General features: G+C 63.0%; 19 protein-coding genes and 2 pseudogenes. 10 read left to right on the top strand and 11 right to left on the bottom strand.

What is annotated here, in order from left to right:
* Window positions 1–6: 6 nt before the first annotated feature.
* The 4 genes from IV500_RS03695 to IV500_RS03680 all read right to left on the bottom strand — a co-directional run bounded on the left by IV500_RS03695 (window position 7) and on the right by IV500_RS03680 (window position 3,000).
* Window positions 7–894: a beta-keto acid cleavage family enzyme gene (locus IV500_RS03695; RefSeq protein WP_196395475.1), complete on the bottom strand. Its 888-nt coding sequence runs from the start codon at window positions 892–894 to the stop codon at window positions 7–9.
* Window positions 891–1,763, bottom strand: coding sequence for a TetR family transcriptional regulator C-terminal domain-containing protein (locus IV500_RS03690; RefSeq protein ID WP_196395474.1), 873 nt, complete (start codon window positions 1,761–1,763; stop codon window positions 891–893). Before IV500_RS03690 ends, IV500_RS03695 begins: the two co-directional genes overlap by 4 nt.
* A 133-nt stretch (window positions 1,764–1,896) precedes the next feature.
* On the bottom strand, window positions 1,897–2,358 hold the full coding sequence (locus IV500_RS03685; RefSeq protein ID WP_196395473.1) for a DUF3817 domain-containing protein: 462 nt from the start codon (window positions 2,356–2,358) through the stop codon (window positions 1,897–1,899).
* 75 nt (window positions 2,359–2,433) lie between these two features.
* Window positions 2,434–3,000, bottom strand: coding sequence for a TetR/AcrR family transcriptional regulator (locus IV500_RS03680; protein ID WP_196395472.1), 567 nt, complete (start codon window positions 2,998–3,000; stop codon window positions 2,434–2,436).
* A 264-nt stretch (window positions 3,001–3,264) separates the two neighbouring features.
* Here IV500_RS03680 and IV500_RS03675 point away from each other — a divergent pair, with 264 nt between their 5' ends.
* The 4 genes from IV500_RS03675 (at window position 3,265) to IV500_RS03660 (ending at window position 7,124) form a co-directional block, all read left to right on the top strand.
* Window positions 3,265–4,185 carry an ABC transporter substrate-binding protein gene (locus tag IV500_RS03675; protein WP_196395471.1) on the top strand — a complete coding sequence of 307 codons (921 nt, stop codon included), beginning with the start codon at window positions 3,265–3,267 and terminating at the stop codon, window positions 4,183–4,185.
* 6 nt (window positions 4,186–4,191) lie between these two features.
* Window positions 4,192–5,166, top strand: coding sequence for an amino acid ABC transporter permease (locus IV500_RS03670; RefSeq protein WP_196395470.1), 975 nt, complete (start codon window positions 4,192–4,194; stop codon window positions 5,164–5,166).
* Window positions 5,163–5,930, top strand: a complete 768-nt coding sequence (locus IV500_RS03665; RefSeq protein WP_281063974.1) for an amino acid ABC transporter ATP-binding protein — start codon at window positions 5,163–5,165, stop codon at window positions 5,928–5,930. Before IV500_RS03670 ends, IV500_RS03665 begins: the two co-directional genes overlap by 4 nt.
* A gap of 150 nt (window positions 5,931–6,080) precedes the next feature.
* A complete protein-coding gene (locus IV500_RS03660; protein WP_196395469.1) occupies window positions 6,081–7,124 on the top strand; it encodes an SWIM zinc finger family protein in 1,044 nt (347 codons plus the stop codon).
* A gap of 508 nt (window positions 7,125–7,632) precedes the next feature.
* Here the strand turns inward: IV500_RS03660 and IV500_RS21310 are convergent.
* Entirely contained in the window at window positions 7,633–8,007 is a 375-nt protein-coding gene (locus tag IV500_RS21310) for a hypothetical protein (RefSeq protein WP_230854430.1), read from the bottom strand.
* A 296-nt stretch (window positions 8,008–8,303) separates the two neighbouring features.
* On the opposite strand from IV500_RS21310, the pseudogene IV500_RS21305 reads away from it, so the two are divergent.
* Window positions 8,304–8,741: pseudogene (locus IV500_RS21305) on the top strand (SNF2-related protein); the annotation flags it as partial.
* Between the two features lie 70 nt (window positions 8,742–8,811).
* The gene (locus tag IV500_RS21300; RefSeq protein ID WP_312875817.1) at window positions 8,812–9,627 is read left to right on the top strand and encodes a DEAD/DEAH box helicase; all 816 of its coding nucleotides are present in this window, start codon (window positions 8,812–8,814) and stop codon (window positions 9,625–9,627) included.
* A 192-nt stretch (window positions 9,628–9,819) separates the two neighbouring features.
* Here the strand turns inward: IV500_RS21300 and IV500_RS22255 are convergent.
* A pseudogene (locus IV500_RS22255) lies at window positions 9,820–10,350 on the bottom strand (SGNH/GDSL hydrolase family protein); the annotation flags it as partial.
* 369 nt (window positions 10,351–10,719) lie between these two features.
* Here IV500_RS22255 and IV500_RS03645 point away from each other — a divergent pair.
* The 4 genes from IV500_RS03645 to IV500_RS03630 all read left to right on the top strand — a co-directional run bounded on the left by IV500_RS03645 (window position 10,720) and on the right by IV500_RS03630 (window position 19,198).
* Complete coding sequence (locus IV500_RS03645; RefSeq protein ID WP_196395468.1) at window positions 10,720–11,139, top strand: MarR family winged helix-turn-helix transcriptional regulator; 420 nt, start codon at window positions 10,720–10,722, stop codon at window positions 11,137–11,139.
* Between the two features lie 67 nt (window positions 11,140–11,206).
* On the top strand, window positions 11,207–11,869 hold the full coding sequence (locus IV500_RS03640) for a phosphohydrolase (RefSeq protein ID WP_196395467.1): 663 nt from the start codon (window positions 11,207–11,209) through the stop codon (window positions 11,867–11,869).
* 96 nt (window positions 11,870–11,965) lie between these two features.
* Window positions 11,966–15,766, top strand: a complete 3,801-nt coding sequence (locus tag IV500_RS03635) for a TM0106 family RecB-like putative nuclease (RefSeq protein WP_196395466.1) — start codon at window positions 11,966–11,968, stop codon at window positions 15,764–15,766.
* A 12-nt stretch (window positions 15,767–15,778) separates the two neighbouring features.
* The gene (locus tag IV500_RS03630) at window positions 15,779–19,198 is read left to right on the top strand and encodes a DEAD/DEAH box helicase (protein WP_196395465.1); all 3,420 of its coding nucleotides are present in this window, start codon (window positions 15,779–15,781) and stop codon (window positions 19,196–19,198) included.
* A 260-nt stretch (window positions 19,199–19,458) separates the two neighbouring features.
* On the opposite strand, the gene IV500_RS03625 is transcribed toward IV500_RS03630, so the two are convergent.
* The 5 genes from IV500_RS03625 to IV500_RS03605 form a co-directional block, all read right to left on the bottom strand.
* Window positions 19,459–19,779 (bottom strand): putative quinol monooxygenase, encoded by a 321-nt coding sequence (locus IV500_RS03625; RefSeq protein WP_196395464.1) that lies wholly within the window; start codon window positions 19,777–19,779, stop codon window positions 19,459–19,461.
* A gap of 103 nt (window positions 19,780–19,882) precedes the next feature.
* The gene (locus tag IV500_RS03620; RefSeq protein WP_196395554.1) at window positions 19,883–20,821 is read right to left on the bottom strand and encodes a glycine betaine ABC transporter substrate-binding protein; all 939 of its coding nucleotides are present in this window, start codon (window positions 20,819–20,821) and stop codon (window positions 19,883–19,885) included.
* 56 nt (window positions 20,822–20,877) lie between these two features.
* Window positions 20,878–21,705, bottom strand: coding sequence for an ABC transporter permease (locus IV500_RS03615; protein WP_196395463.1), 828 nt, complete (start codon window positions 21,703–21,705; stop codon window positions 20,878–20,880).
* Entirely contained in the window at window positions 21,702–23,054 is a 1,353-nt protein-coding gene (locus tag IV500_RS03610; RefSeq protein WP_312875815.1) for an ABC transporter ATP-binding protein, read from the bottom strand. The genes IV500_RS03615 and IV500_RS03610 overlap by 4 nt, the downstream gene beginning before the upstream one ends.
* On the bottom strand, window positions 23,047–23,688 hold the full coding sequence (locus IV500_RS03605) for an ABC transporter permease (RefSeq protein WP_196395462.1): 642 nt from the start codon (window positions 23,686–23,688) through the stop codon (window positions 23,047–23,049). Before IV500_RS03605 ends, IV500_RS03610 begins: the two co-directional genes overlap by 8 nt.
* Window positions 23,689–23,690 lie beyond the last annotated feature (2 nt).

Below are 23,690 nucleotides of genomic sequence, written 5' to 3'. Positions count from 1 at the left end.
TTTGAATCAGCCTTTCCGCTGGAGATTGAGGATGTCGCGGGCTTCGTCCGGAGTTGCCACAGATGAACCCAGATTATGAATGATGTCGACAGCGCGTTCGGTGAGCTGGGCGTTGGTGGCCTTCACTCCCTTGGACAGGTAGAGGTTGTCCTCCAGGCCCACCCGTACGTGGCCACCCAACAGGACCGATTGGGCCACCCATGCCATCTGATTGCGGCCGATGGCAAACGATGTCCAGGCGGCGCCGTCGGGCAGCATGTTGACCATCGCCTGCAGCAGGCCGGCGTCCACGGGCGCGCCATAGGGGATGCCCATGCACAGCTGGTAGAGCGGCGGCGGTGCAATCAGGCCCTCTTCGACCATCACATTGGCGAACCATAGATTGCCGGTATCGAAGATTTCCATCTCCGGTTTGACGCCGAGTTCTTTGATCCGGGCAGCGCCTTCGCGGAGCATATCCGGGGTGGATACATAAACGTTGCTGCCTTCGCCGAAGTTCAGCGTGCCGCAGTCGATGGTGCAGATTTCCGGAAGCAGCTTTTCCACATGGGACAACCGGTCCAGGCCACTGATCAGGTCGGTGCCGGGCAGCGTACGGGTCGGCTCGGAGGGGTCCAGGACCAGGTCTCCGCCCATTCCTGCGGTCAGGTTGATCACCGGATCGACGTCGCTGGCGGCAATGAGCCGGACCACCTCCGCGTAGAGAGCGTCATCGCGGGACGGCTGCCCGGTCAGGATATTGCGGACATGGATGTGCACCACGGAGGCACCGGCCCGGGCGGCGGCGATAGCGTCGGCAGCAATCTGTTCCGGGGTGACGGGAACGTGTTCGCTCTTGCCCGTGGTGTCCCCGGAGCCGGTCAGCGCGCAGGTGAGGATAACTTTGCGGTTCATTCGATACTCCCTATAACAATGTTGCGGTCGATATATCGTTCGACGTGCTCCTGCATGCCTGCGACGTCAAGCTGCCCGGTCAGCACCCGGATGCCAAGGCCGTCGAACATGGCTGTCAGCTCCATCGTTAGATGGTCGGCGGACGTCGAAGAAAAAAGGGTCTGCCGCTGGCCGGCTGTAATGGTCTCCAGCACGGTTTTGTACCAGCGGTCGTAGCCTTGGCCGTGGTTTTCGGCCGATGCGCCGCCAACAGCAACCTCATTCCAAATCTGCAGCCAGATGGACCACTCGATTTGGCCGTCGCCGGGCGTCGGCAGCTGCAGCCTGATCAGATGCTTTAACCGGCGCAGCGGGTCCTCGATAGCGGGCAATTCAGCGACCTGCCGGTCGAAGGCCAGTTTGATGGAGTAGCGCAGTGCCTCGTCGAGAATTTGCCGCTTTGTGGCGAAATAATAGTGCACCGTGGCACTGCTGACGCCGCAGACCGTGGCGATATCGGCCACCCGAACGCCGTGGTAGCCCTTGGCGGCAATGAGCCGCCAGGACGCTTGGACAATCTCCCGTCGCCTGGCCGCCTGCTCCCGGTTCTCCCGGTGCCGGGTCGGCAGCACCTCGGTGGCCGGCACGGCGGCCGGACCCTGTGCATAATCCGACCCGGACAGCAGCCAATTGACCGTAATGCCGGTTGTATTCGCGATCTGCACCAGCTCGGCAGCGGTGAATCGGCGCGTACCGTTCAGCGCCTTGGACAGCTTGGTTTCGTCCAGCCCGATCCGCCGGGCAATCTCCCGCTGCGCCAACCCGCTGTTCGCGAGGCTGGTCCGCACCCGTAAACGAGTCGCGTCCCGATCGGCAGTGGTTGAAGACATCCCCCGACCCTAGCCGATATTTGCGATACCAGCAATATCTGATTGATGGCCAATCAGATTTACTTGCGAAATTGGCAGACATCCCGCATCAGCGCAGCGGGAGCCGGAGAGCAGATATCCCGCAGAAATCCGTCTAGCTCCGGCCGCCGGGCGGGCCGATGACCAGCAGTGTACCCATGATGACGACAACGGCGAGCGCAAAGACGCCGCCAAGGACGGCCGGGCGGCGAAGCATCCAGCGCAGCAGCCGGCTGACGCGGGTGTGGTCCCGCGGGTCAGCCGTGGCGGTACGCCGCCACGCACCGTCGAGTTTTCCGCTCCGGTCCATTTTCAGATCGAAGGGGATGGTGGCGTACGGGATGATGGCGGTGGCGACGGCCAGGGTTGTCAGACGCTTGGGCCAGTGCTGGTTCACGCCCACCAGCCCGGCGGTCAACGCATAGCTGATGAAGACGAAACCGTGGATGGACCCAGCGATCTGCACCGGGAGACCACCGGCGTTAAAGCCGTACTTGAGCACCATGGCGATGATCAGCAAGGTCCAGGTGACGGCCTCAGCAAAGGCGAGCGTCCGGTAAAAAAGTCGTGGCGACATGCGTAAATCAAGTCCTAGGGTGGTTGGGTTGGTCAATCGGTCGGTGCGGCGGTCTGAGTTTACGGGCGGTGCAGGTCACGGGACGCGGATGGTGGAGAGTCCGTTGAGGATCAGTTCGCAGGTGATGGCGCTTAGCTGTAACGCATCGGCGCCGCGGCTGATCTGGCGTGTGGCGCCGTCGATCATTCCCTGGATCAGGGCGGCGTGTGTTTCCGGGCAGGGCACGTCGAGGAAGACCAGGCTCCGCAGCAGTGGCTCGGTGAGGTCAATGTGCAGGCCCCGGAATTTCTCGCGCTGGGCAGCGGTGAAGTCCACTTTGTCCAGCGCCGCGGCGATGTCATGCCTTCCCTCGGACACCATCATGAGGGTCCGCGATACATAGGCCTGCAGCTGCGGCCAACCCGGTTCGGCATCGTCGACGGCGGCCCTTACGTCGGCGGCCCACTCACCGAATGCCAGCACGGCCACCTCTGCGAGCAGATCGCCGGAGGAGCCGAAGTACTCATAAACACTGCTCCTGGCCAGGCCCGTTGCGCTGCCGACCCTGGCCAGCGTGACGCCCGCCGCACCCGCGTTGAGCAGGTCGTCACGGGCCGCAGCCAGCAGGGCCGCGCGGCGGTTTTCGCGGCGTCCGGTGTCCATGATCGTCCGGTTTCCTTCCCGCCGACACCATGTCGGTCCCTCGTCAGCCTAGCGCGAGCCGACACGGTGTCGGTAATCGTGCCCCGGGCGCTGCCGCAAAAATAGACCCACCTGAGGCGTCGCGGCCTGGAATCCGTCACCAAACCGCAACCCGCCGCCGTCGTCATATGGTCCGGATCACAGCCGCTGCCGCTGTAGGGTCGGCACAAGGCGCTCTTGAGCGCACCCCGATCACCCTCGATCATCCCGATGAGAGTAGCAACCATGCGATCACGATTTGCCGCCGTCTCCGTCCTTGCCGCTGCAGCCCTCCTGCTCACGGGGTGCGTTGACAACAGCACTCCTGCCGCGGGCGGCGGTGGTGGCGCCTCCGCCGGATCCTCCGTCTCCCCGGACGCGGTTGTGGTGAAGAAGAACGACGCGATAGCCGCCATGCTGCCGGAGAAGATCAAGACCGCCGGGGTACTCAACGTGGGGATGGCGAATAATTACCCGCCCAACGAGTTCAAGGACGGCGAGGGCAAGCCTGCCGGCTGGTCCGTGGATCTGACCAACGCCCTGGGCCAGGTCCTCGGCTTGAAGGTCAATTTCGACATCGGCACGTTCGACAACATCCTGCCCGCCATCAAGGCCGGCAAGGATGACATGGGCATGTCCTCCTTCACGGATACTGCCGAGCGGGAGAAGCAGGTGGATTTCATCAACTACTACTCGGCCGGCATCCAGTGGGCCGCCCCGGTGGGCAAGACCGTGGATCCGGAGAACGCCTGCGGCCTGAAAGTGGCCGTGCAGGCCACCACCTATGAGGACACGCATGAAGTCCCCGCCAAGTCGAAGGCATGCACGGATGCGGGCAAGCCGGCCATCGAGATCTTCAAGTACGACGCGCAGGACCAGGCCACGAATGCGTTGGTGGTGGGCCAGGTGGATGCGATGAGCGCCGATTCCCCCGTCACGCTGTACGCGATCTCGCAGACTAAGGGCAAGCTCCAGCCGGCGGGCGGCGCGTTCGAGGTGGCGCCGTATGGAATGCCGGTGGCCAAGGACAGTGCGTTCACCCCGGTGCTGCAGAAGGCTCTGCAGGCGCTGATCGATGATGGCAGCTACACCAGGATCCTGACCAAGTGGGGCGTGGAAAGCGGCGGGGTCAAGACGGCCGACATCAACGTCGGCGCGAAGGGGTAACCGGCCATGCTGGATCCGGAAGAGGGCGAGGCCATTAGGGCCGTCCCGCTGCGGCACCCGTGGCGTGCCCTGATCGCCGTCGTCCTGGTCCTTGCCCTGGCGGTTTTCATTGTCGACGCCGCCCAGCGCGAGGATTACGGCTGGGCCGAAGTGGGCAAATACATTTTCGACAAGCGGATCAGCCAGGCCGCGCTGGTGACTCTGCAGCTGACCGTTTATTCCATGCTGATCGCCATTACGCTCGGGCTGCTGCTCGCCATCATGCGGCTCTCGCCGAACCCGGTGGTCAAGAGCGTCGCCTGGCTGTACCTGTGGATTTTCCGCGGTACGCCCGTGTATGTGCAGCTGGTTTTCTGGGGCATCGTGGCGCTGATCTATCCGGTGCTCACCTTGGGCGTCCCCTTTATGACACCGTGGGTCACCGTGCCCAATGACATTTTCCTCAATCTTTTTATCACCGCCGTGATCGGGCTGGCGCTCAATGAGGCGGCGTACATGTCCGAGATTGTGCGCGCCGGCCTGCTCTCGGTGGATGAGGGGCAGGAGGAGGCGTCCAAGGCCCTCGCGATGTCCTGGGGGCAGACCATGCGCTACATTGTGGTGCCGCAGGCCATGAAGATCATCATTCCGCCCACCGGCAACGAGGTCATCTCGATGCTCAAGACCACCTCCCTGGTCGCGGCGATACCGCTGAGCATCGATCTGTACGGAGTGTCCCGCGGTATTTCGGCGGTGACGTTCACCCCGGTACCGCTGCTGATCGTAGCCTCCATCTGGTATCTGCTGTTCACTTCGGTGTTGATGGTGGGCCAGCATTTCATTGAAAAGCGCTTCTCCCGCGGGACCGGGCGCCGCAAGGAAGATAAGCCGACGGCGGGCGGCGACCCATCCGCCGTCGTAGGTTCCACCGCCGGTGACGGTCCGACGACGGCGGCACTGACCAACGCGCCCGCCGGCAACGATGCAGGGGGCAAGGGATGACCGGCATGACGATGGTGCTCGCGGACCGCGTGTCCAAGAGTTTTGGGGCCAACAAGGTACTGCGAAGCATCAGTTTGAGCGTCGACGCCGGCGAGGTGCTGTGCATTGTTGGTCCCAGCGGCTCCGGAAAGTCCACCTTTTTGCGCTGCATTAATCACCTGGAAAGGGTGGATGCGGGCCGGCTCTCCGTGGAAGGCCAGCTGGTCGGGTACCGGGAGAAGGGCGGCAGGCTGTACGAGCTCAAACCGAAGGAAGCGGCCTTCCAGCGCCGCGAAATCGGCATGGTGTTCCAGCGCTTTAACCTGTTCCCGCATTTGACCGCGGTGGAGAACATCATCCAGGCGCCGATGCGGGTCAAGCGGATGTCCAAGGCCAAGGCAACCGCGCGGGCAATGGAGCTGATGGAGCGGGTGGGGCTGGGCGATAAGGGCGATTACTACCCGGCGCACCTCTCCGGCGGCCAACAGCAGCGCGTGGCAATTGCCCGGGCGCTGGCGATGGACCCGAAGCTGATGCTCTTTGACGAACCGACCAGCGCGCTGGACCCTGAGCTGGTGGGCGAGGTGCTGGACGTGATGAAGGGGCTGGCCAAGAGCGGCATGACCATGATCGTGGTGACCCACGAGATGGGGTTTGCGCGCGAAGTGGCGGATTCATTGGTGTTCATGGACGGCGGAGTCGTGGTGGAGTCCGGGGATCCGCGCCAGGTGCTGACCGCTCCGCAGCATGGGCGGACCAAGGCGTTCCTGTCCAAGGTCCTCTGAGCGCAAGGGTCCTCTGAGCGCAAGGGTCCTCTGAGCACAGGGGCCTCCGAGCGCAGGATCCTCTGACCGGGATGCGCTGGGCCGCAGCCTGCCACTTGAGTAACGGGGGTAACGGGTGCCCACGAAACCGGGGCCGCTACCCTTAATGTCATGCCCTCTTCGTATCCACCGCTGCTCGACACCGCGACGGTCTGCGAATTAGTCGGCACTACCTCGTACACACGGGGCAGGGCCTACGCCCGGAAGCGGTCCGTCTCCAACGTCACATGGGACGGGGCCACCCTGAAGCTGGCCGGCAAGGTACAGGGACACCGGGCTTCGCCATACCTGACCGCGGTATTGTTTTCCGCAGCCAAAACGAGTCCACGTCCGGATGCCGATCTTCATCCCAGCAGCGGATCGTGCTCCTGCCCGATGGGATACGCCTGCAAACATGTTGCCGCGTTGCTGCTGACCAGCAATGCGGGATTCACGCGCGCCGCGCCGGAGGGGACCAGCATGGAGCCGCTTTTCGCCGAACCCGCTCGTATGCCGCCGCGGGTCCTGACACCACCGCCCAGGCCTGCCCCCGAGCCCGATCCGCTGTGGACCAAGCAGCTGGATTCACTGCTCACACCGGCCCGGCAGCCGGGGTTCACAGGCGGCTACCGCGCCGGGCGTCCCGCCCCCGAGGTCCCCATTCCCCTGGGCGTCCAGTTCGAGCTGCGCGAAGTGGCAAATCAGCAGTTCGACCAGCAGCGGACACGTAACGCCCTCATGCAGGACGGCCAGGACGAGAAGAAAGTCCTGCTGACAGTCCGGCCGGTGAAACAAAACGCCAAGGGCAAATGGCTTGTCGGCAATCTGCGCTGGGACGCCTTCCGGGACACTACAGCTACGGCTACGGCTACGGCACCACGTCAATCTCGGACTGCAACCAGGTCCACGTTCAATGGATGCGGACCTTTGTGGCGGTGCACAATTCCGGAAGGGCGCACGCGGCGCGGGATGCTTGGCTCTATCTGGATCAGTTCAACAGTCCGCTGCTCTGGGGCCTGCTCGCCCAGGGTGCCGCTGCCGGCGTCGAGTTCGTCGGCACCAAGGCCGGAAGCGTCGTCGTCATTCATGACCCGGTTTCCGTTTCGCTGGACGTGCGGTCAGAAGATGACGCCCGGCAGTTGCTTCCACACGCCGAAGCCGGCGGAGAACCGCTGAATCCGTCCGCTTTGGGACTCATTGGCCAGCAGGGTCACGGCCTCTTCTGGTGGGATCCGGACAAGGCCCTGGCAGGACCGGACCAGTCCACAATTCACCTGGCGCCGGCGGCGGATCCAATCGGTGAGATACTGCGGCCGTTGATCGGGACACGCACTCCGCTGCAGATTCCGGGGCCGGCCGGGACGCCTTCCTGCAAAACTACTACCCTAAGCTTCATCGCAGCCTTCGGATCGTCTCCAGCAACGGTTCGGTCGAATTTCCCCAGTTGGTCCCCCCGCTACTCGTCCTCCGCGCAGCCTACATCCCCGAGGCGGTGCCCGCACCCCGGCGTGGACGCAAGCCCCAGGCAGCCACGGGCCCCGGTGCCCTCACTCTGGACTGGCACTGGGAATACACCGTTGGGGCCGGTATACAGCGGCGCCCGCTGCTGGACGCCGGCAGCGGGCCCGGTGACAGGGACGATGCCTTCGAATCCGCGCTGCTGAGGCGGGTTGCGGAACGGCTGTCACCCTTCTCCCCCGCGTGGCTGCAGCAGCTGCCGGACGCGGTCACGGGACTGGCCGCGACCAGCGGCGAATTGACCCTGACCGGTCTGGACGCCGCGCGGTTCTCCGCCGCAGCCCTGCCGGAACTGGCCGGTTTGGAACATGTGCGGGTGGACATTGTCGGGGAGGCGCCCGATTACGCCGAGCTGACCGAAGCACCGCAGATCGACATCAGCACCAAAGGGACCGATGACGGCGACTGGTTCGATCTGGGCGTCACGGTGACCCTGGGGGGGACCGATGTTCCCTTCGACACGCTGTTCCGGGCGCTGGCCGCCGGCGAGGAGCATCTGATGCTTGCCAACGGGAACTACTTTGCCCTCGACCAGCCTCAATTTGTCCAGCTGCGCAAGCTCATCGAAGAAGCCCGCTCACTGCAGGAGAAGGATTCCGGCCTGCAGATCAGCCGGTATCAGGCAGGCCTCTGGGACGAACTGGAGGAACTGGCAGCGACCGCGGTGCAGGCCGAATCCTGGCGTGCCTGCGTTTCGGGGCTGCTGCAGCTGGGCGAGATGGCGCCGGTGCCCGTGCCCACCGGCATCAACGCCTCGCTTCGCCCCTATCAGCAGGAAGGATTCAGCTGGCTTGCGTTCCTGTTTGATCACGGTCTGGGGGCGTGTTGGCCGACGATATGGGACTGGGCAAGACCCTGCAGACAATCGCGCTGTTCTGCCATGCAAAGGCCGCGGCGCAGTCGTCCGGCATCGGGGCGCCCAAACCGTTCCTCGTCGTCGCCCCCACATCGGTGGTACCGAACTGGGCCGCAGAAATCGCCCGATTCGCGCCCGGCCTGCGGACAGTCGCCGTGTCCGACACGCTCCGGCGCGCCGGAACGGACGCCGCCGCACTCACCAACGGGGCCGACGTCGTCGTCGTTTCCTACACGCTTTTCCGGCTGGACTACGAGGCATACGCGGCGCAGAGTTGGGCAGGCCTGGTCCTTGACGAGGCGCAGTTTGTCAAAAATCCCGCCGCCAAGTCCAGCCAGAACGCCCGCCGCTTCCCGGCTCCGTTCAAGCTCGCCATCACCGGCACGCCGATGGAAAACAACCTGATGGAGCTCTGGTCAATGTTCGCGATCACCGCACCGGGACTGTTCCCCCACGGCCACGAATTTCGCGGATTATTACCAGAAAACTGTGGAAAAGGAGGGCGACAAGCTGCGGTTGATGCAATTACGGCGCCGGATCCGACCGTTGATCATGCGGCGCACCAAAGACCTGGTGGCCAAGGATCTCCCGCCAAAACAGGAACAGGTTCTGGAACTCGAGCTGGCGCCGCGGCACCGGGTGATCTACCAGCGCCATCTGCAGCGCGAACGCCAGAAGGTCCTGGGCATGCTCGATGATATGGACAAGAACCGGTTTGCCATCTTCAGGTCCCTGACCACTTTGCGGATGCTGAGCCTGGATGCCTCGCTGGTAGACGCCAAGTATGCCTCGGCCCCGTCGAGCAAGCTTGATGCACTCTTTGAACAGCTCGAGGACATTGTTGCCGAGGGGCACCGGGCACTGATCTTCAGCCAGTTTACGTCCTTCCTTGGCAAGGCCGCCGAACGCCTCGACGCCGCAGGCATCCCCTACGCCTATCTGGACGGTAAGACCCGGCGCCGCGGTGAGGTGATCGACCGGTTCAAATCCGGCACCGCACCGGTGTTTTTGATCAGTCTCAAGGCAGGTGGCTTTGGGCTGAACCTGACCGAGGCGGACTACGTTTTCCTGCTGGACCCCTGGTGGAACCCGGCGACCGAGAACCAGGCTGTGGACCGCACGCACCGGATCGGCCAGTCCAAGAACGTGATGGTCTACCGCCTGGTAGCGAAGGATACGATCGAGGAAAAGGTGATGGCCCTCAAGGAGAAGAAGGCGCGGCTGTTCTCCGCCGTGATGGACGACGACGCCATGTTCAGTACCGCGCTCTCCGCCAACGATGTGCGGGGCCTGTTCGACAGCTGACCGTCCGGCACCGCGCCCCCGGCCCGTGTCCATACTTCGGACGGAGGTCAAGGCCCGTCGTCCCATCCACATGCCCAACGCCGTTACCCACTTCCTGTTCGTGGGTGCATAAATACGGTGCGGGACAGCCAGGTGAACGCCGGTCACGGGTGCGGCGGCAGCACAGACGCTGGGCAGGAGCAGGCGGGCGGCACGCGCGTAGCCCAACGGGGAGGAATGGAAACGGTCTGTCGCGAACATTTGCCCCGGGTTTTCCAGGAACTGACGCCCGAGCATGTCGCCAATCGCAACCGCCCGACCGCCCACCCGCAGGACCACGAAGGTCTGCGCCACGGCCAGGACCCGGCTATACAATCCGGCAATAAAGCGAAGCGGAGGCACCAGCGCCTGAATGGTCCCCATATCCGGACAGGTACCTACTACCACCTGACCCCCCTGCGATTGCAGATGCCGGATCGCGCCGGCAAGCAGCGCGGCCGATGCCGGGATGGAACGCAGCTGCATTACGTCGTTGCCGCCGATCAGGATCACTGTCACAGCCGGTATCCCGCTCAGCAGTCCGATCTGCCCGGCCAGGTCCCTCGATTCGGCACCCGAAACCGCAACATTGTCCAGGAGCACCGGACGTGCGGCCTCCGCGGAAAGGCCGCGGGCCAGCAGCGCGGGTATGGTCTGACTGCGCCGCGAGGCGCCGACTCCGAGGGCATTGGAATCGCCCAGCATAGCCAATCTGACGGTGGCTCCTACATACCCCGCACCGTAACATCCAGCCGCCCGGGGCGTCTCCTCGGCCGTGGCCCTGCGGAATTGGACGCCGATCCAATACGCCTCGACGACTGCAATAACCGCGACGGCAATGACGCTGCCCAGGCTAAGCCGGAGAACACGAACTGCCAGCAGGGACAGCTGGCGGGTCAGCAGCGGAAGTGGGGTCGCGGCGCCGTCGTACTTCCCTGTCAGCATGACGTGCCTCATTTAAAGAAAGGAAAACCTGCGCCCAACGATGGCCGGCTCGCGGTCGGAACCGGCCGTTGTCCTCACCCTACGCTCCGCAACTGACCGCGACGACGGCAAACTTTGTATAGTAGGGCCATGGCAACCCAACGTCCCCTCGGATTCTGGCTCAAATTGGTTGACGGACTGATTAACCAACAGTTTGACGGTCTCGTCGAAGAACACGGCGTCACACGTCCGCAGTGGCAGATTATGAACGTGCTCGCGGAGAATCCGTCCACCGAGACGGAGCTGACGAATGTCCTCAAACCTTTCTTCGACTCGACGGTCTCCGTTTCTGCCGCAGAACCGGTCACCGAGCTGATCGAAAGCGGTTGGGTCGATTTTGATGGTGAGCGCTACTCACTCACCGGGCTCGGCCACGAGAGTCTGCTCCGGCTGGGGGAAGTCGTGGAACATCAGCGGGAGAAGATCACCGAAAATATTCCTGCTGAGGAATACGATGCCACTTTGGACGTACTGCAGCGGATGGCCCGCAACCTGGGCTGGAACGAATAACTCGATATCCTTAAGAGTTGGGCGCGCGTTCGCATCGGGCGCGGGCAGTCGATGATGAGGATTGAACATGACAGAAGCAAAGTTCACCGTAGAGACCGCCATGGTCCTGGCCGAGGTTGCGCATTCGCGCCAGAAGGACAAACTCAAGCGTCCATACGGCGAGCATGTTATGGCCGTGGGTGACGCGCTGGCGGATTTCGATGATGACATCCGCATTGCCGGGTATCTGCACAGCGTCGCCGAGGATACGCCCATGACGCGGCAGGGACTCCTGGACATGGGGGTACCGCCACGCTCGGTGGAGATCGTGGAGCGCGTTTCCACCAATCTTCAGGAAGATCCGGACGATTATCTGGCCTGTATCCGCGCCGCTTCCCAGGATCATGATGCGGCCTTGGTTAAGATCTCAGATAATGCGCATAACTCGCTGCCCGAACGGGTCCAGGCGCTGGCCAGGAAATGGCCGGACAAGACGCCGACCACCAAGTACGCCGACGCCCGGGAAATTCTCTACCGCGCCGTCCCCGAAGCCGAGGTGCTGCTCATCCTGCAGCGGGCAAATCCTTTCCTGATCCCGGCGTTGGAGGCAATCGTCGCTGCCGACAATGCTGACGCCGCGGCCGCGGACACTGACGACACTGACGATGCCGGCGCGTCGGGCACTGATGACCCGGACGTGGATGCCGGAAATTCTGCGGATACCGGGGATTCAACGCCGGCAAAATCCTAGGCCGCACCCCGGTTTAGGCGGGCGCCCATAGCCGGCAGGAAATGTCGGTCTCCGCTGATACGTTGTCGGCACCATAAGAGCTAGGGGCGGGACGGCATGTTTCTTCTTGACTGTGCGCTGGAGAATGGGCGGAACAATACGCGGGAAAGCGCGCAGAACAGCGCGCCGGGCCGCGCGCAGAACGGCGCCGCTGCGGCAACGGGTTCACTGACCCGGCCGCAGGACCTGGTGTATTCCGCCAGCGATCTGGTCATCGCTGCGCACTGCGAGTACCACGTACTGCGCAAACTGGACGAGCGTCTGGGGCGTAGCCCCAAGCCCGTCTTCGCTGTGGACGCGATGCTGGAGCGAACCTCGAAGCTTGGAGACGTGCACGAACACAAGGTCCTGGCCGGCTTCGTGTCCCGTTACGGAGCCTGGGATCCGGCAACGGCCAGGGGCGTCTACGATGTTGCCCCCGCTGAATCGATGGATCGCGCAACGCTGCAGGCCAAACACGATGAATCCATCGCCGCCCTGAAGAACGGTGCGGACGTCGTTTTTCAGGCCGCCTTCTTTGACGGCACCTTCCACGGGCGCTCGGACTTTCTGGTGAAGCACGACGACGGCACTTACGCCGTGTTCGACACGAAACTTGCGCGTCACGCCAAGGTCCCGGCGCTTCTCCAGCTGGCCGCCTACGCGGACCAACTCCACAAAGCCGGGATCACGCCGTCGCCCGTCATCACTCTGGTCTTAGGCGACGGGCGGCACAGCGACCATCAACTGGCCGATGTCCTGCCGGTTTTCAGGGAGCGGCGCACCCGCTTTTTGGATATAACTGCCGCGCATCGGGCCCAAGAGCACCCCGTCAGTTGGGGAGATCCGCGCTACACAGCCTGCGGACACTGCGACTACTGCATCGAGCAGGTCCAGGAGAACCGCGATTTGCTGCTCGTGGCCGGCATGACAATGGCGCAACGGCAGAAACTACAGGCAACAGGGATCAGCACTATCGATCAGCTGGCTGCTATCCCGGCTGATCGGTTGCCGGCTTTGAGCCCGACTGTGGCGAGACTTCGCGAGCAGGCGCAGTTTCAGACCGGCACAGCAGTACCGGACGGCGTGGTCAGCTACTCGGACAAGGAAGGACTTCCCCGGGACATCAGCTACCGGGTCCTGGCGAACAACACGTTGGGCAGGTTGCCGCGTCCGGACAGCGGCGACATCTTTTTTGACTTCGAGGGCGATCCGCTCTGGCAGGACGCAGCAACCAGCACATGGGGGCTGGAGTATCTTTTCGGCGTCCTGGAGACCCCGATGTCACCGGATAGAAAGCCGGTTTTCCGCCCATTCTGGGCGCATAATCGGACCGAAGAAAAGCACGCCTTCCTGGACTTCCTCAGCTACGTCGCGGAACGGCGAAAAGCCCACCCCGGCATGCGGATCTACCACTATGCGCCGTATGAAAAGACGGCATTGCGCCATCTATCCCTGACCCACCTTGCGGGTGAAGACGCCGTGGATGCCCTCCTGCGCGAGGGGGTCCTGGTGGACCTCTATGAGACGGTGCGGCACAGCCTGCGGATATCCGCAGATTCCTACAGCATCAAGAAACTTGAACCCCTTTATATGGGATCCAACCTCCGCAGCGGAGACGTCACGGATGCCGGCGCATCGGTAGTGGCCTACGCGGAATACTGCGACGCCAGAGACGCAGCGTACGTCAGTGACTCCGTAGCTGCGGCAGGCGCAGCAGGCGCAGCAGGCGCAGCAGGCGCAGCAGACGCCCCGGATGCGGCCGTCGCAGCCCGGATCCTTGCCGGGATCCGCGATTACAACGAGTACGACTGCCTGTCCACCCTACGGTTGCGGGACTGGTTGCTGACTGTGGCGGCAGCGCACGAAATCCCACCCGCCAGCACACCGGCGGACTTGGGCGACGGCGGCGGCACCGGGGCCGTGGTGGCATCAGCCATGTCGCCGTATGAGCCCTTACCCGAGGAAACCAAACTCCTTGCTTACCTTGCCGGTCTACCCGTCCAGGAACCGCTGAGCCCGCAGGATCAGGCCGTCGCGATGGTGGCAGCGGCCGTGGGATACCACCGGCGGGAAGAGAAGCAATTCTGGTGGGGACACTTTGACCGCCTCAACCAACCGCTGGCCGCTTGGGAGCAGCACCGGGACGTGTTCACTGTGGAACGGGCCGAGGTCGTCGAGGATTGGGGCAAACCCACCCCGCGGAGCAACGCCGTCCGGACCCTCCGGCTGACCGGGCATTTGGCCGATGGGTCGCTATACTCTCCCGGGAAAATCTTCTTCCGCATGTACGAGACCCCGTTTCCGGAGGCTCTTCAGCAAACCAATGGCGGGACGAACGTCCGGATGGGCTGGTTCGCCACCGAAGTGCTGGCGGTAACCCGGGAGGCAGAGAAAGATGTCCTGCTGGTGCGGGAGAAGCTGCTCAAGGGTGCCGATAGTCACCGGCAGCTGCCTTTTGCCCTGACGCCGGACCGCCCAATCAGCACCAATGGGCAGAAGACTGCCCTTGCCGCCCTCGCTGCCAAGGTCGGTGCGTCCTTATTCCTGCTTCCCGAAGACCCGGCCCTGGATCTACTGCAGCGCCGGTCACCGCGCTTAAAAACCCTGACCGTATTACCCGCCGTCGCGGAAGGTCCGGAAGCTTATGCGGACGCCATCACGGCCGCTGTTGCGGATCTGGACCACTCCTATCTGGCGGTCCAGGGCCCTCCCGGCACGGGTAAGACCCACGTAGGGTCCCATGTCATTGCCAATCTGGTGGCCCGCGGCTGGAAGGTAGGCGTCGTTGCGCAATCCCATGCCGTCGTCGAAAACCTCCTCCGTGCGGCGGTCTGCAGCGCCGGCGTGCCCGCAGACCGGGTAGCCAAAAAAACAAGTGGAACGAGTACCGAGGTGCCTTGGACCGGCCGGTCCGACGACGCCGTCGAACGTCTGCTTGCCGGTCCGGGTGGGTGCCTGGTTGGCGGGACCGCTTGGACCATGACGGGTTCGAAGGTCGCGGCGGGCTCGCTGGACCTGCTGGTCATCGATGAAGCCGGGCAATTTTCCCTGGCCAATACGATGGCCGTTTCACGGGTTGCGCCGAGGCTCCTGTTGCTGGGCGATCCCCAGCAGCTGCCGCAGGTAACGCAGGGCAAGCATCCCGAACCGGTGGATGAATCCGCGCTCGGCTGGTTATCGCGCGGCGTGCACACACTGCCGGCGGAACTGGGCTACTTCCTGTCCACATCGTGGCGCATGCACCCCGATTTGTGCGCGGCAGTCTCCGATTTTTCCTACGATGGCCGGCTGCGTTCTGCGCCATCGGCGTCACTGCGCCACCTCACGGGCGTTCCTCCGGGCGTGGCCTGCGTTTTCGTCCGGCACAGTGGCAATGCCACGTCTTCCGCAGAAGAAGCGGCCGAGGTGGTCCGGCAGGCTCATGCCCATCTTGGTCTTGCCTGGCTGGACCCGAAGCATTCGCCCGTGCGGCGGCCGCTGGGCCAGGAAGACATTCTGGTAGTCGCCGCCTACAACGCCCAGGTCCAGCTCATCGCACGGGAACTAGGCAAAGCCGGCCTGGAACGGGTACGAGTGGGCACAGTGGACAAATTCCAGGGACAGGAAGCACCCGTGGTGATAGTTTCGATGGCTGCCTCTGCGGCCGGAGACATTCCGCGCGGCATCGAATTCCTGCTTTCCCGAAATCGCATCAATGTAGCCGTCTCGCGCGGGCAGTGGCGCGCCGTTATGGTCCGGTCCCCCGAACTGACCAACTATCTTCCTGTCCGTCCGGAGGGACTGGCACAACTGGGCGGATTCATTGCCCTCTGCGGGCGCGGGGCGTTGGGCTCAGATGGAACCCGGGTCACCGGCAGTCCTGAGGCTGCCACATGAGAGCATTAAGAGGTGCCTAGTCCCGCGAATCCGGCCATTTTGCCGCCCGTGGTGGACATCGCTGACATTATCCGGCTGGTGGGTGAACCGTCATTGGACCGCGCCCGCCCTTACGCGCGGAACGGATCGGTACTCAGGATCGGCTGGGACCCTACAAAAGGACTGCTGACCGGAACGGTGCAAGGTAACACCGCTGCGCCCTATCACTGCCGAATCGACCTGGTCGCTCAGGGCAGCGGACGGCCCCTTCCGGTAAGCAGCTCGTGCAGCTGCCCGGTGGCATTCGACTGCAAACACGTCGCAGCAACTCTACTGCGCAGCAATGCCACGCGCCTGCAGGCGGAGATGACAACGGCCCGAAGTTCCGCTGAAGTGGACGCGTCGACCGCCATGCCTGCCGAGCGCAAACCGCTGGCCGGCTGGAAGTCCAGTCTCAGTACTTTGGTCGGCCCGGTATCCAAGCCGGGCCAGAATACTCCCGGTAGGCCCGGCCCTGGCAGCACCGGCGCGCAGCACATCGCTACGGCGATGGGGCTGCAGTTTGAGCTGCGCCCCGCCGCTCCGTCGCGGCGGAACCGCTGGTCCGTTACGGGTTCCGCTGCCGCCTCCACAGCCGGAACTTCAGCACCGGCCGCCGGGCCCTATCGTCTTGGTGTCCGTCCGGTTACCCTCAACAGCAAAGGAAATTGGGTCAAGGGCAGCCTGACCTGGAATACGGTCAGTTACCAGGTGAACAGGCTCAATCTCGATCCGGAACAGCACCGCTGGTTCTGCCAGTTCGCCCCGCTGCACCGGGCGAACGGTCAAGTCTATTTCGGTCAGGACAACGATTGGCTCTATCTGGATGATTTCAGCAGTCCGCTGTTATGGAATCTGTTCGACGACGCCGCCCGGTTGGGCATTGCTCTCGTGGGAACCAAGAAGGACGCCGTCATCAGCATCGGCAAACACGCAGCTGTCAGCCTGGACGCAACCGGGGAAGGGGATTCTTCGTTGCGGCTTGCCGCGGTTCTGCTGATCGATGAGCAGCCGTATCCTCCGCTGGACGCAGGAACCATCGGTAATCACGGCGTGTATGCCTACCGGGTTTCCCCCGCGACCGTTACCTTGGCCCCCGTTTCCACTGCGCTGACAGTCGAGCAGAGCAGCCTGCTGCGCCAGCGTACCGCCGTCGTTATCCCGGCACCGGACGTTGACGAGTTCATGACGGAGTTCTATCCCCGGCTGCGGCAGGCGGTCAGTGTGCGCAGCCCGGACAATTCCGTCCAATTTCCCCAAATCCAACCGCCCGTGCTGGTTCTGACCGCTGCCTACGAGCCGGAGCACACATTGTTGCTGCACTGGGACTGGGAGTATCCGCAATCGCCTAACGCCGCCAGGCTTCCTCTCCACGCGGCACAGCAGGCGGCAGGCTATCGGGACGCGGAGGCCGAGACCACCTTGTTGGAGCTGGCCACGGCCACCCTTCGTCCCGCCGCGTTCCAGGCCGACGCCATGCTCAAGGGCATCGACGCCGCAGAATTCAGTGAGCATTCGCTGCCGAAAATTGAAAAGCTCGATGGCGTTCGCGTGGACGTGCTCGGTGATCGTCCGGACTACCGCGAACTGACCGACCCGCCGGAACTGACCATCAGTACGGTTGAGACGGATCAGCGGGACTGGTTCGATCTCGGCGTGATGGTGACGATAGGCGGCCGGAAAGTTCCCTTTGACAATATTTTCAGGGCCTTGGCGAAGGGGAAAACCAAGCTGCTGCTGGTGGACAATTCTTATCTGTCGCTGGACCAGCCCATATTTGCCCGGCTACATCAGCTCATCGAGGAGGCACGCGCCCTGCAGGAATGGGAAACCGGCCTGCGGATCAGCCGTTACCAGGCCGGGCTGTGGTCCGACTTCGAGGACCTGGCCGAGGATACCGAGCAGGCGCAGAGCTGGCGGACCGCTGTCACCGGGCTCCTTGAACTGGACGCCGTGGAACAGACGCCGCTGCCGCGCGGTCTGCATGCCACCTTGCGTCCATACCAGCTGGAAGGATTCAATTGGCTGGCTTTCCTCTGGCAGCACCAGCTGGGCGGTATCCTCGCCGACGACATGGGTCTTGGTAAGACGCTGCAGGCTCTGGCACTAATAGTCCACGCGAAGGAATCTGCCGGACAAGCACGGTCCGGCCCGGCAGGCGCGAAGCCGGACGCGCAGTTGCCGTTTCTCGTCGTTGCACCCACATCTGTGGTCCCCAACTGGCTCTTGGAAGCCGCACGGTTCGCGCCGGGCCTGAAGACCGCCGGGATTACCGATACGCAAGGGAAAAGCGGCGTGCCGCTTGCCCGCACAACTGCGGGGACCGACGTCGTTATTACGTCCTATGCCCTGTTCCGGCTGGATTTTGAAGCGTACCAGGGGCAGAACTGGGCAGGACTGATTCTCGACGAGGCCCAGTTTGTAAAGAACCGGACCGCGAAAGTCCACGTTTACGCCAAGGACCTCAAGGTGCCGTTTAAGCTGGCGATCACGGGCACGCCGATGGAGAACAACCTGATGGAGTTATGGTCGCTCTTCGCCATTGTGGCCCCGGGGCTGTTTCCGTCACCGCGTAAATTCACCGAAACGTACCAGCGGCCGATCGAACGCGGCGAGGATGCAGCCCTGCTGGCTCAGCTGCGCCGCCGGATCCGGCCGCTGATGATGAGGCGTACCAAAGACGCGGTGGCCAAGGACCTGCCGGCGAAACAAGAGCAGGTGCTCGAGGTGGAGCTGGGCCCAAAGCACAAAAAGATCTACGAGACGTTTCTGCAGCGCGAACGGCAGAAATTGCTGGGACTGATCGAGGACATGGACAAGAACCGCTTCATCGTTTTCCGCTCCCTCACGCTGCTGCGCATGCTCAGCCTTGACGCATCCCTGGTGGACCCGAAGTACGCGTCGGTGCCGTCCGCCAAACTCGAGGCCCTCTACGAACAGTTGGAGGATGTCCTCGCCGAGGGCCACCGGGCACTGATCTTCAGCCAGTTCACCTCATTCTTGAAGAAGGCAGCCCAGCGGATGGACGAGAGGGGCATCCCCTACTGTTATCTGGACGGTTCCACGCGACGGCGGGCGGAGGTCATTAACGGGTTCAAGAACGGCGCTGCCCCGGTGTTCCTCATCAGCCTTAAAGCCGGTGGCTTCGGCTTGAATCTGACCGAGGCAGACTACGTCTTCCTGCTCGATCCGTGGTGGAACCCCGCGACGGAGAACCAGGCCGTGGACCGGACGCACCGGATTGGCCAGACCAGGAATGTGATGGTCTACCGAATGATCGCCAAAGGGACCATTGAGGAGAAGGTGATGGCCCTGAAGGAGCGCAAGGCACGGCTCTTCGACGCCGTGATGGACGACGACGCCATGTTCAGTTCGGCGCTGACCGCCGACGATATCCGTGGGCTGCTGGAGTAGACGCAGGCCCGGTCGCCTTCCGCGGAACTCGACTAACGCATCCTGTGACCGGGCGAAGCGGCGGGCCTTCCCCGAGCGGCTTCAGTATCAATCGAAACGTCGCTAAGTGCCGCCATATCCGGCCGATAATGGCACTTAGCGCCCTTTCGTCTCCAGCTCCGGCGGCTTCACCCAACGCGCGTCACCCGGGAGGTCCAACGATGGCGCTGCCCGGGACAATATCACTGTCATTGTCACTGTCAATGTCCCAACGGGTACCGTTATTCGACGGTAAGTTCACCCATCCGGCCCCAGCCCGCCGCGCCGATCTTTTCGCTGATGATCCGCGGTGTTTCCGCCAGGGCCGGGGGCATGACCTGCATGGCCTGCCGGAAGTGGTCGCTGTTGACATGCTCTCCGGCGGCGTCGTCAAGGAAGGCCTCGAGAAGAATGAATTCGTTGGGGTTATCTACGCTTCGGGACCAGTCAAACCAGAGATTGCCCGGTTCCTGCCGCGTGGCCTCGGTGAATCCGCGGGTCAGATCCAGCCAGCGGTCCGTCCAATCGGGCTTGACTCTGAATTTAACGACGATGAAGATCATTGCGGTCCTGCTTCCTGTGGTTATCCGTGAGCATTCCAGCCAGCTGCCGGGGTACACGATCCTGTCGCTGACAGCGGCAGCGATGGAACCGGCGATCCCACGACTACTTCGGATCGGTGATGAATCCTTTGTCTTCCATCCAGGTGAATGCGACGTCGGCAGGCTCCTGCCCTTGCACATCCACCTTGAAGTTTAACCCGCGCATCGTCTCATCCGTCAGTTCAGGAGTAACCTGCGCAAAGACAGCCGCCAGTTGTGGATACTCCTGCAGCGTTTTAGTGAAAAACACCGGGGCCACGTTGTAGGCAGGGAAGAACTTCCCATCGTCTTTCAGGATGGTCAGTCCCAGTGCGTCGATTCGGCCATCGGTCGTGAAGACCTCCCCGAAATTACAGTCGCCGCTGTCGGTCGCGCTGTAGACGGCACCGGTATCGTAGACCCCGACGTTATCGTCCGGGACGCCGTCGGCGGTGCCTCGCTTCAGTCCATAGTGTTCCAGCATCGGGTTAAAGCCGTCGGGGCGGGAGTTGAATTCGGATTCCACGCAAAAGGTGCGGTCCTCCACCGGGAGTCTGGCGATATCCGAGATGCTGCTGACTCCGAGCTTTTCAGCGGCCTCACTGCGAATGGCAATGGCGTAGGTATTGTTCAGCGGCGCGGGGTCCCCCCAGGTGATGCCGTTCTTCAGATCAGCGTCATGAACGGCCTGCCACTGCGCGGTCTTGTCCGGGATGCCCCGGGGCATACCCAGGTACGTGAGCCAGGCAGTGCCGGTGTATTCCCAGGCTACGTCCGCCTGGCCCTCGGTGAGCAGTTCCCGGGCAGGAACGCTGCCGGGAACGTTGGTCAGATCCGTGACGTCGAAGCCGGCCGCTTTGGCTGCCAGAACTGCGATTTTGCCCAAAATAAGCTGTTCCGTGAAGTTCTTCGAGGTGACAGTCAATTTCGCCTTATTCACTCCATCGATCGGGCTGATGCTGCCAGCGCCGACGGCCGGAACATAAGCCGCCGCGGGCTGTAGCCCACACCCCGAAAGTAGAATTCCTGCAGCGGCCAAAGCGGCGATTGAGGCCGCCCGCCGTCCAAATTTGCCTAACACTATAGTCCCTTCGGTCGGGCCAGATGTTCAACAACGCGGCCGAACCAGTCGATGAACAGCGCCAGCAGAGCCACTAGAACGGACCCGGTTATCAACACACTGGTCAGCTTCAGGTTCACTCCCGTGGTGATGAGTATTCCCAGCCCACCGCCGTTGATGAACGTGGCAAGGGCGGCGGTGCCTACCAGCAGCACCAAAGCAGTCCGGATGCCGCTGAGCATCACCGGAACGGCCAGCGGCAGCTCGACCTTGAACAGAACGGCGGCGGCGCTCATGCCCATCCCCCGACCGGCCTCCACGAGCCGCTGGTCGACCTGCTGCAGGCCCACCATGGTATTACGCAGGACAGGGAGGATCGCGTAAAGCACCAGGGACACAATAGCGGCCCAGAACCCGAAGCCCAGCCAAAAGGCCAATAGCACCACCAGGCCAATGGCGGGGGCGGCCTGACCGATATTGGCAACGATCAGGACGGGGGCAGACAGGAAGCGCAGGCGCTTCCTGGTCAGAGCGACGCCCAGGGGAATAGCGACCACCAGGACGATGACGGCGGCAACCAGCGTCAGCTGCAGGTGCTCAACGGTGTAACCCCACAGCGCGGCCGGGGCCAGTGTGGTCAATTCCGTGGCGGAAAGCCCGGTGTTTGCCAGCCAGATAATCAAGCCAAATAAGACTGCGGCAATGCCGACAAGCTGGTAGACCAGCCCCCGCCATGATCGCCAGAGGCCACCGGCGTACGCGGCAGTTCTTATTGGTCCTGCAGCCTCGTCGCCGGCATCGCCGGTTTCTGATTGGGTTAGCGCAGACTCGTTCAGAGCCGCGCTCATTCGGCCGCCTGCTCGTGGGTTGCCGCCGCCATCACGGTGGCTTCGTTGCCCGCGTCTACTTCGGTTCCGGCGTCTACTTCGGTTCCGGCGGCAGCACCGCCGTCGGCTGCCGGCTGTGAAACCCGCTGCATCGTCCCGGTGTTCAGCCCCACGGGGGCATCGTCGGATTCCAGTGCGGCCGCCTCATGGGCGGCGGTGATCGCATCCATAACGGTTTTAACATCGATGACGCCTTCGAAAACGTCCCGGCGGCCGGTCACCAGCGCGGCCCCGGCACTGGAGACCAGCATGGTGTCCAGCGCGTCATTGAGAGTCGCCCGGTTTCCAACCACGGGCAGTTTCGGATCTGTCGTGGAACCGATGACGTCCAACCGGCTCAGCTGCCGCCGGGAAAGCCACGAGATCGGCCGGCTGCGCTCGTCGACGATCACGGCATGCCCGTGTCCGGCAGCATTCACACGGGACATCACACTGCTGGCGGAGTCGCCGGGGTGTGCCACAATCGCTTCGGCCAGGCCGACTTCGCTGACACGAGTCAGCGTGAGCTGTTTAAGGCCAGCACCGGAGCCGATGAAGTTTTCCACGAAATCATCGGCCGGATCTGCCAGGATCCGCTCGGGTGTGTCGTACTGGACCAGCTGCGCGCCCTCATTAAAGACCGCGATCCAGTCGCCTAGCTTCACCGCCTCGTCAAAGTCGTGGGTGACGCAGACAATCGTCTTCTGCAGTTCGGCCTGGATATTGATCAGCTCATCCTGCAGGCGCAGGCGGGTGATCGGATCGACCGCACCAAAGGGTTCGTCCATCAACAGCACCGGCGGATCTGCGGCCAGGGCGCGTGCCACACCGACGCGCTGCTGCTGACCACCCGAGAGTTCCTTGGGAAAGCGGTCCCGATAGACACCAGGATCCAGCGATACCAGTTCGAGCAGTTCGTCCACGCGGGCAGCGATGCGGGCCTTATCCCAGCCCAGCATCTTGGGCACAATCGCAATGTTGGTGGCAACCGTCATATGCGGGAACAAGCCGCCGGCCTGGATGACGTAGCCCATTTTGCGGCGTAGTTTGTCGCCGTCCATGGCGGTGACGTCATCGCCGTTGAGAATGATTTTTCCCTCGGTAGGCTCAATCAGCCGGTTGATCATCTTCAGCGTCGTGGTTTTCCCGCAGCCGGAGGGGCCGACAAACATGACCATTTTACCGGCGGGTATTTCCATCGTCAGTCCGTCGACGGCCGGCGTGGCTTGTCCGGGATAGCGCTTGGTGACCTTGTCCAGCAGGATGCTGGCACCCGTTATGCCGTTCGCGGACGTTGACGGGCTGGAAGCTGCTTTGCTGGATTCAGACACGGATACCTCGCGGAATTGTCAGCCGGCCGAGGCCGATCAGAAGGAGATCTAAAATGAGGGCAAGAATAATGACGCCGACGACGCCGGTCACCACAGATTCGAGTGAGTTCGCGCCTCCCAGCCGGGAAAGACCGGAAAAGATGAAGCCACCGAGCCCTGGACCCAGAGCATAGGCAGCAACGGCAGCGACACCCATCACCATCTGGGCTGAGACCCGGACACCCGCCAGGATGACCGGCCACGCCATCGGTAATTCGACCTGCATCAGAGTGCGAAAGCGGCTCATGCCAATGCCGCGTGCGGCCTCAACGGTGGCCGGATTAATCCCGGAAAGACCGACAACGGCATTGCGCAGGATGGGGAGCGTCGCGAAGAAGGCCACCACGATCACGGCCGGGAGAACGCCAAATCCAAAGGGCGCAATCAGCAGCCCGATCAGCGCAAACGACGGAATCGTCAGGCCCACGGCGGACACAGAATTGGCTGCGGAGATGAGAGCCTTGCTGCGGTAAACCAGAGCAGCAATGATCACCGCCAAAATGGTGGCCAGGATCAGGCACTGCACAACCAGGCTGAAGTGCTGCCAGCCGGAAAACAGGATCTGATTGAACCTACCGACAAGGAAATCCAGCACAA

This window comes from Arthrobacter terrae (assembly GCF_015708085.1).
Taxonomy (GTDB): domain Bacteria; phylum Actinomycetota; class Actinomycetes; order Actinomycetales; family Micrococcaceae; genus Arthrobacter_M; species Arthrobacter_M terrae.
The sequence above is the reverse complement of the archived record's forward strand: the minus strand, read 5'-3'. Positions and strand labels throughout refer to the sequence as shown.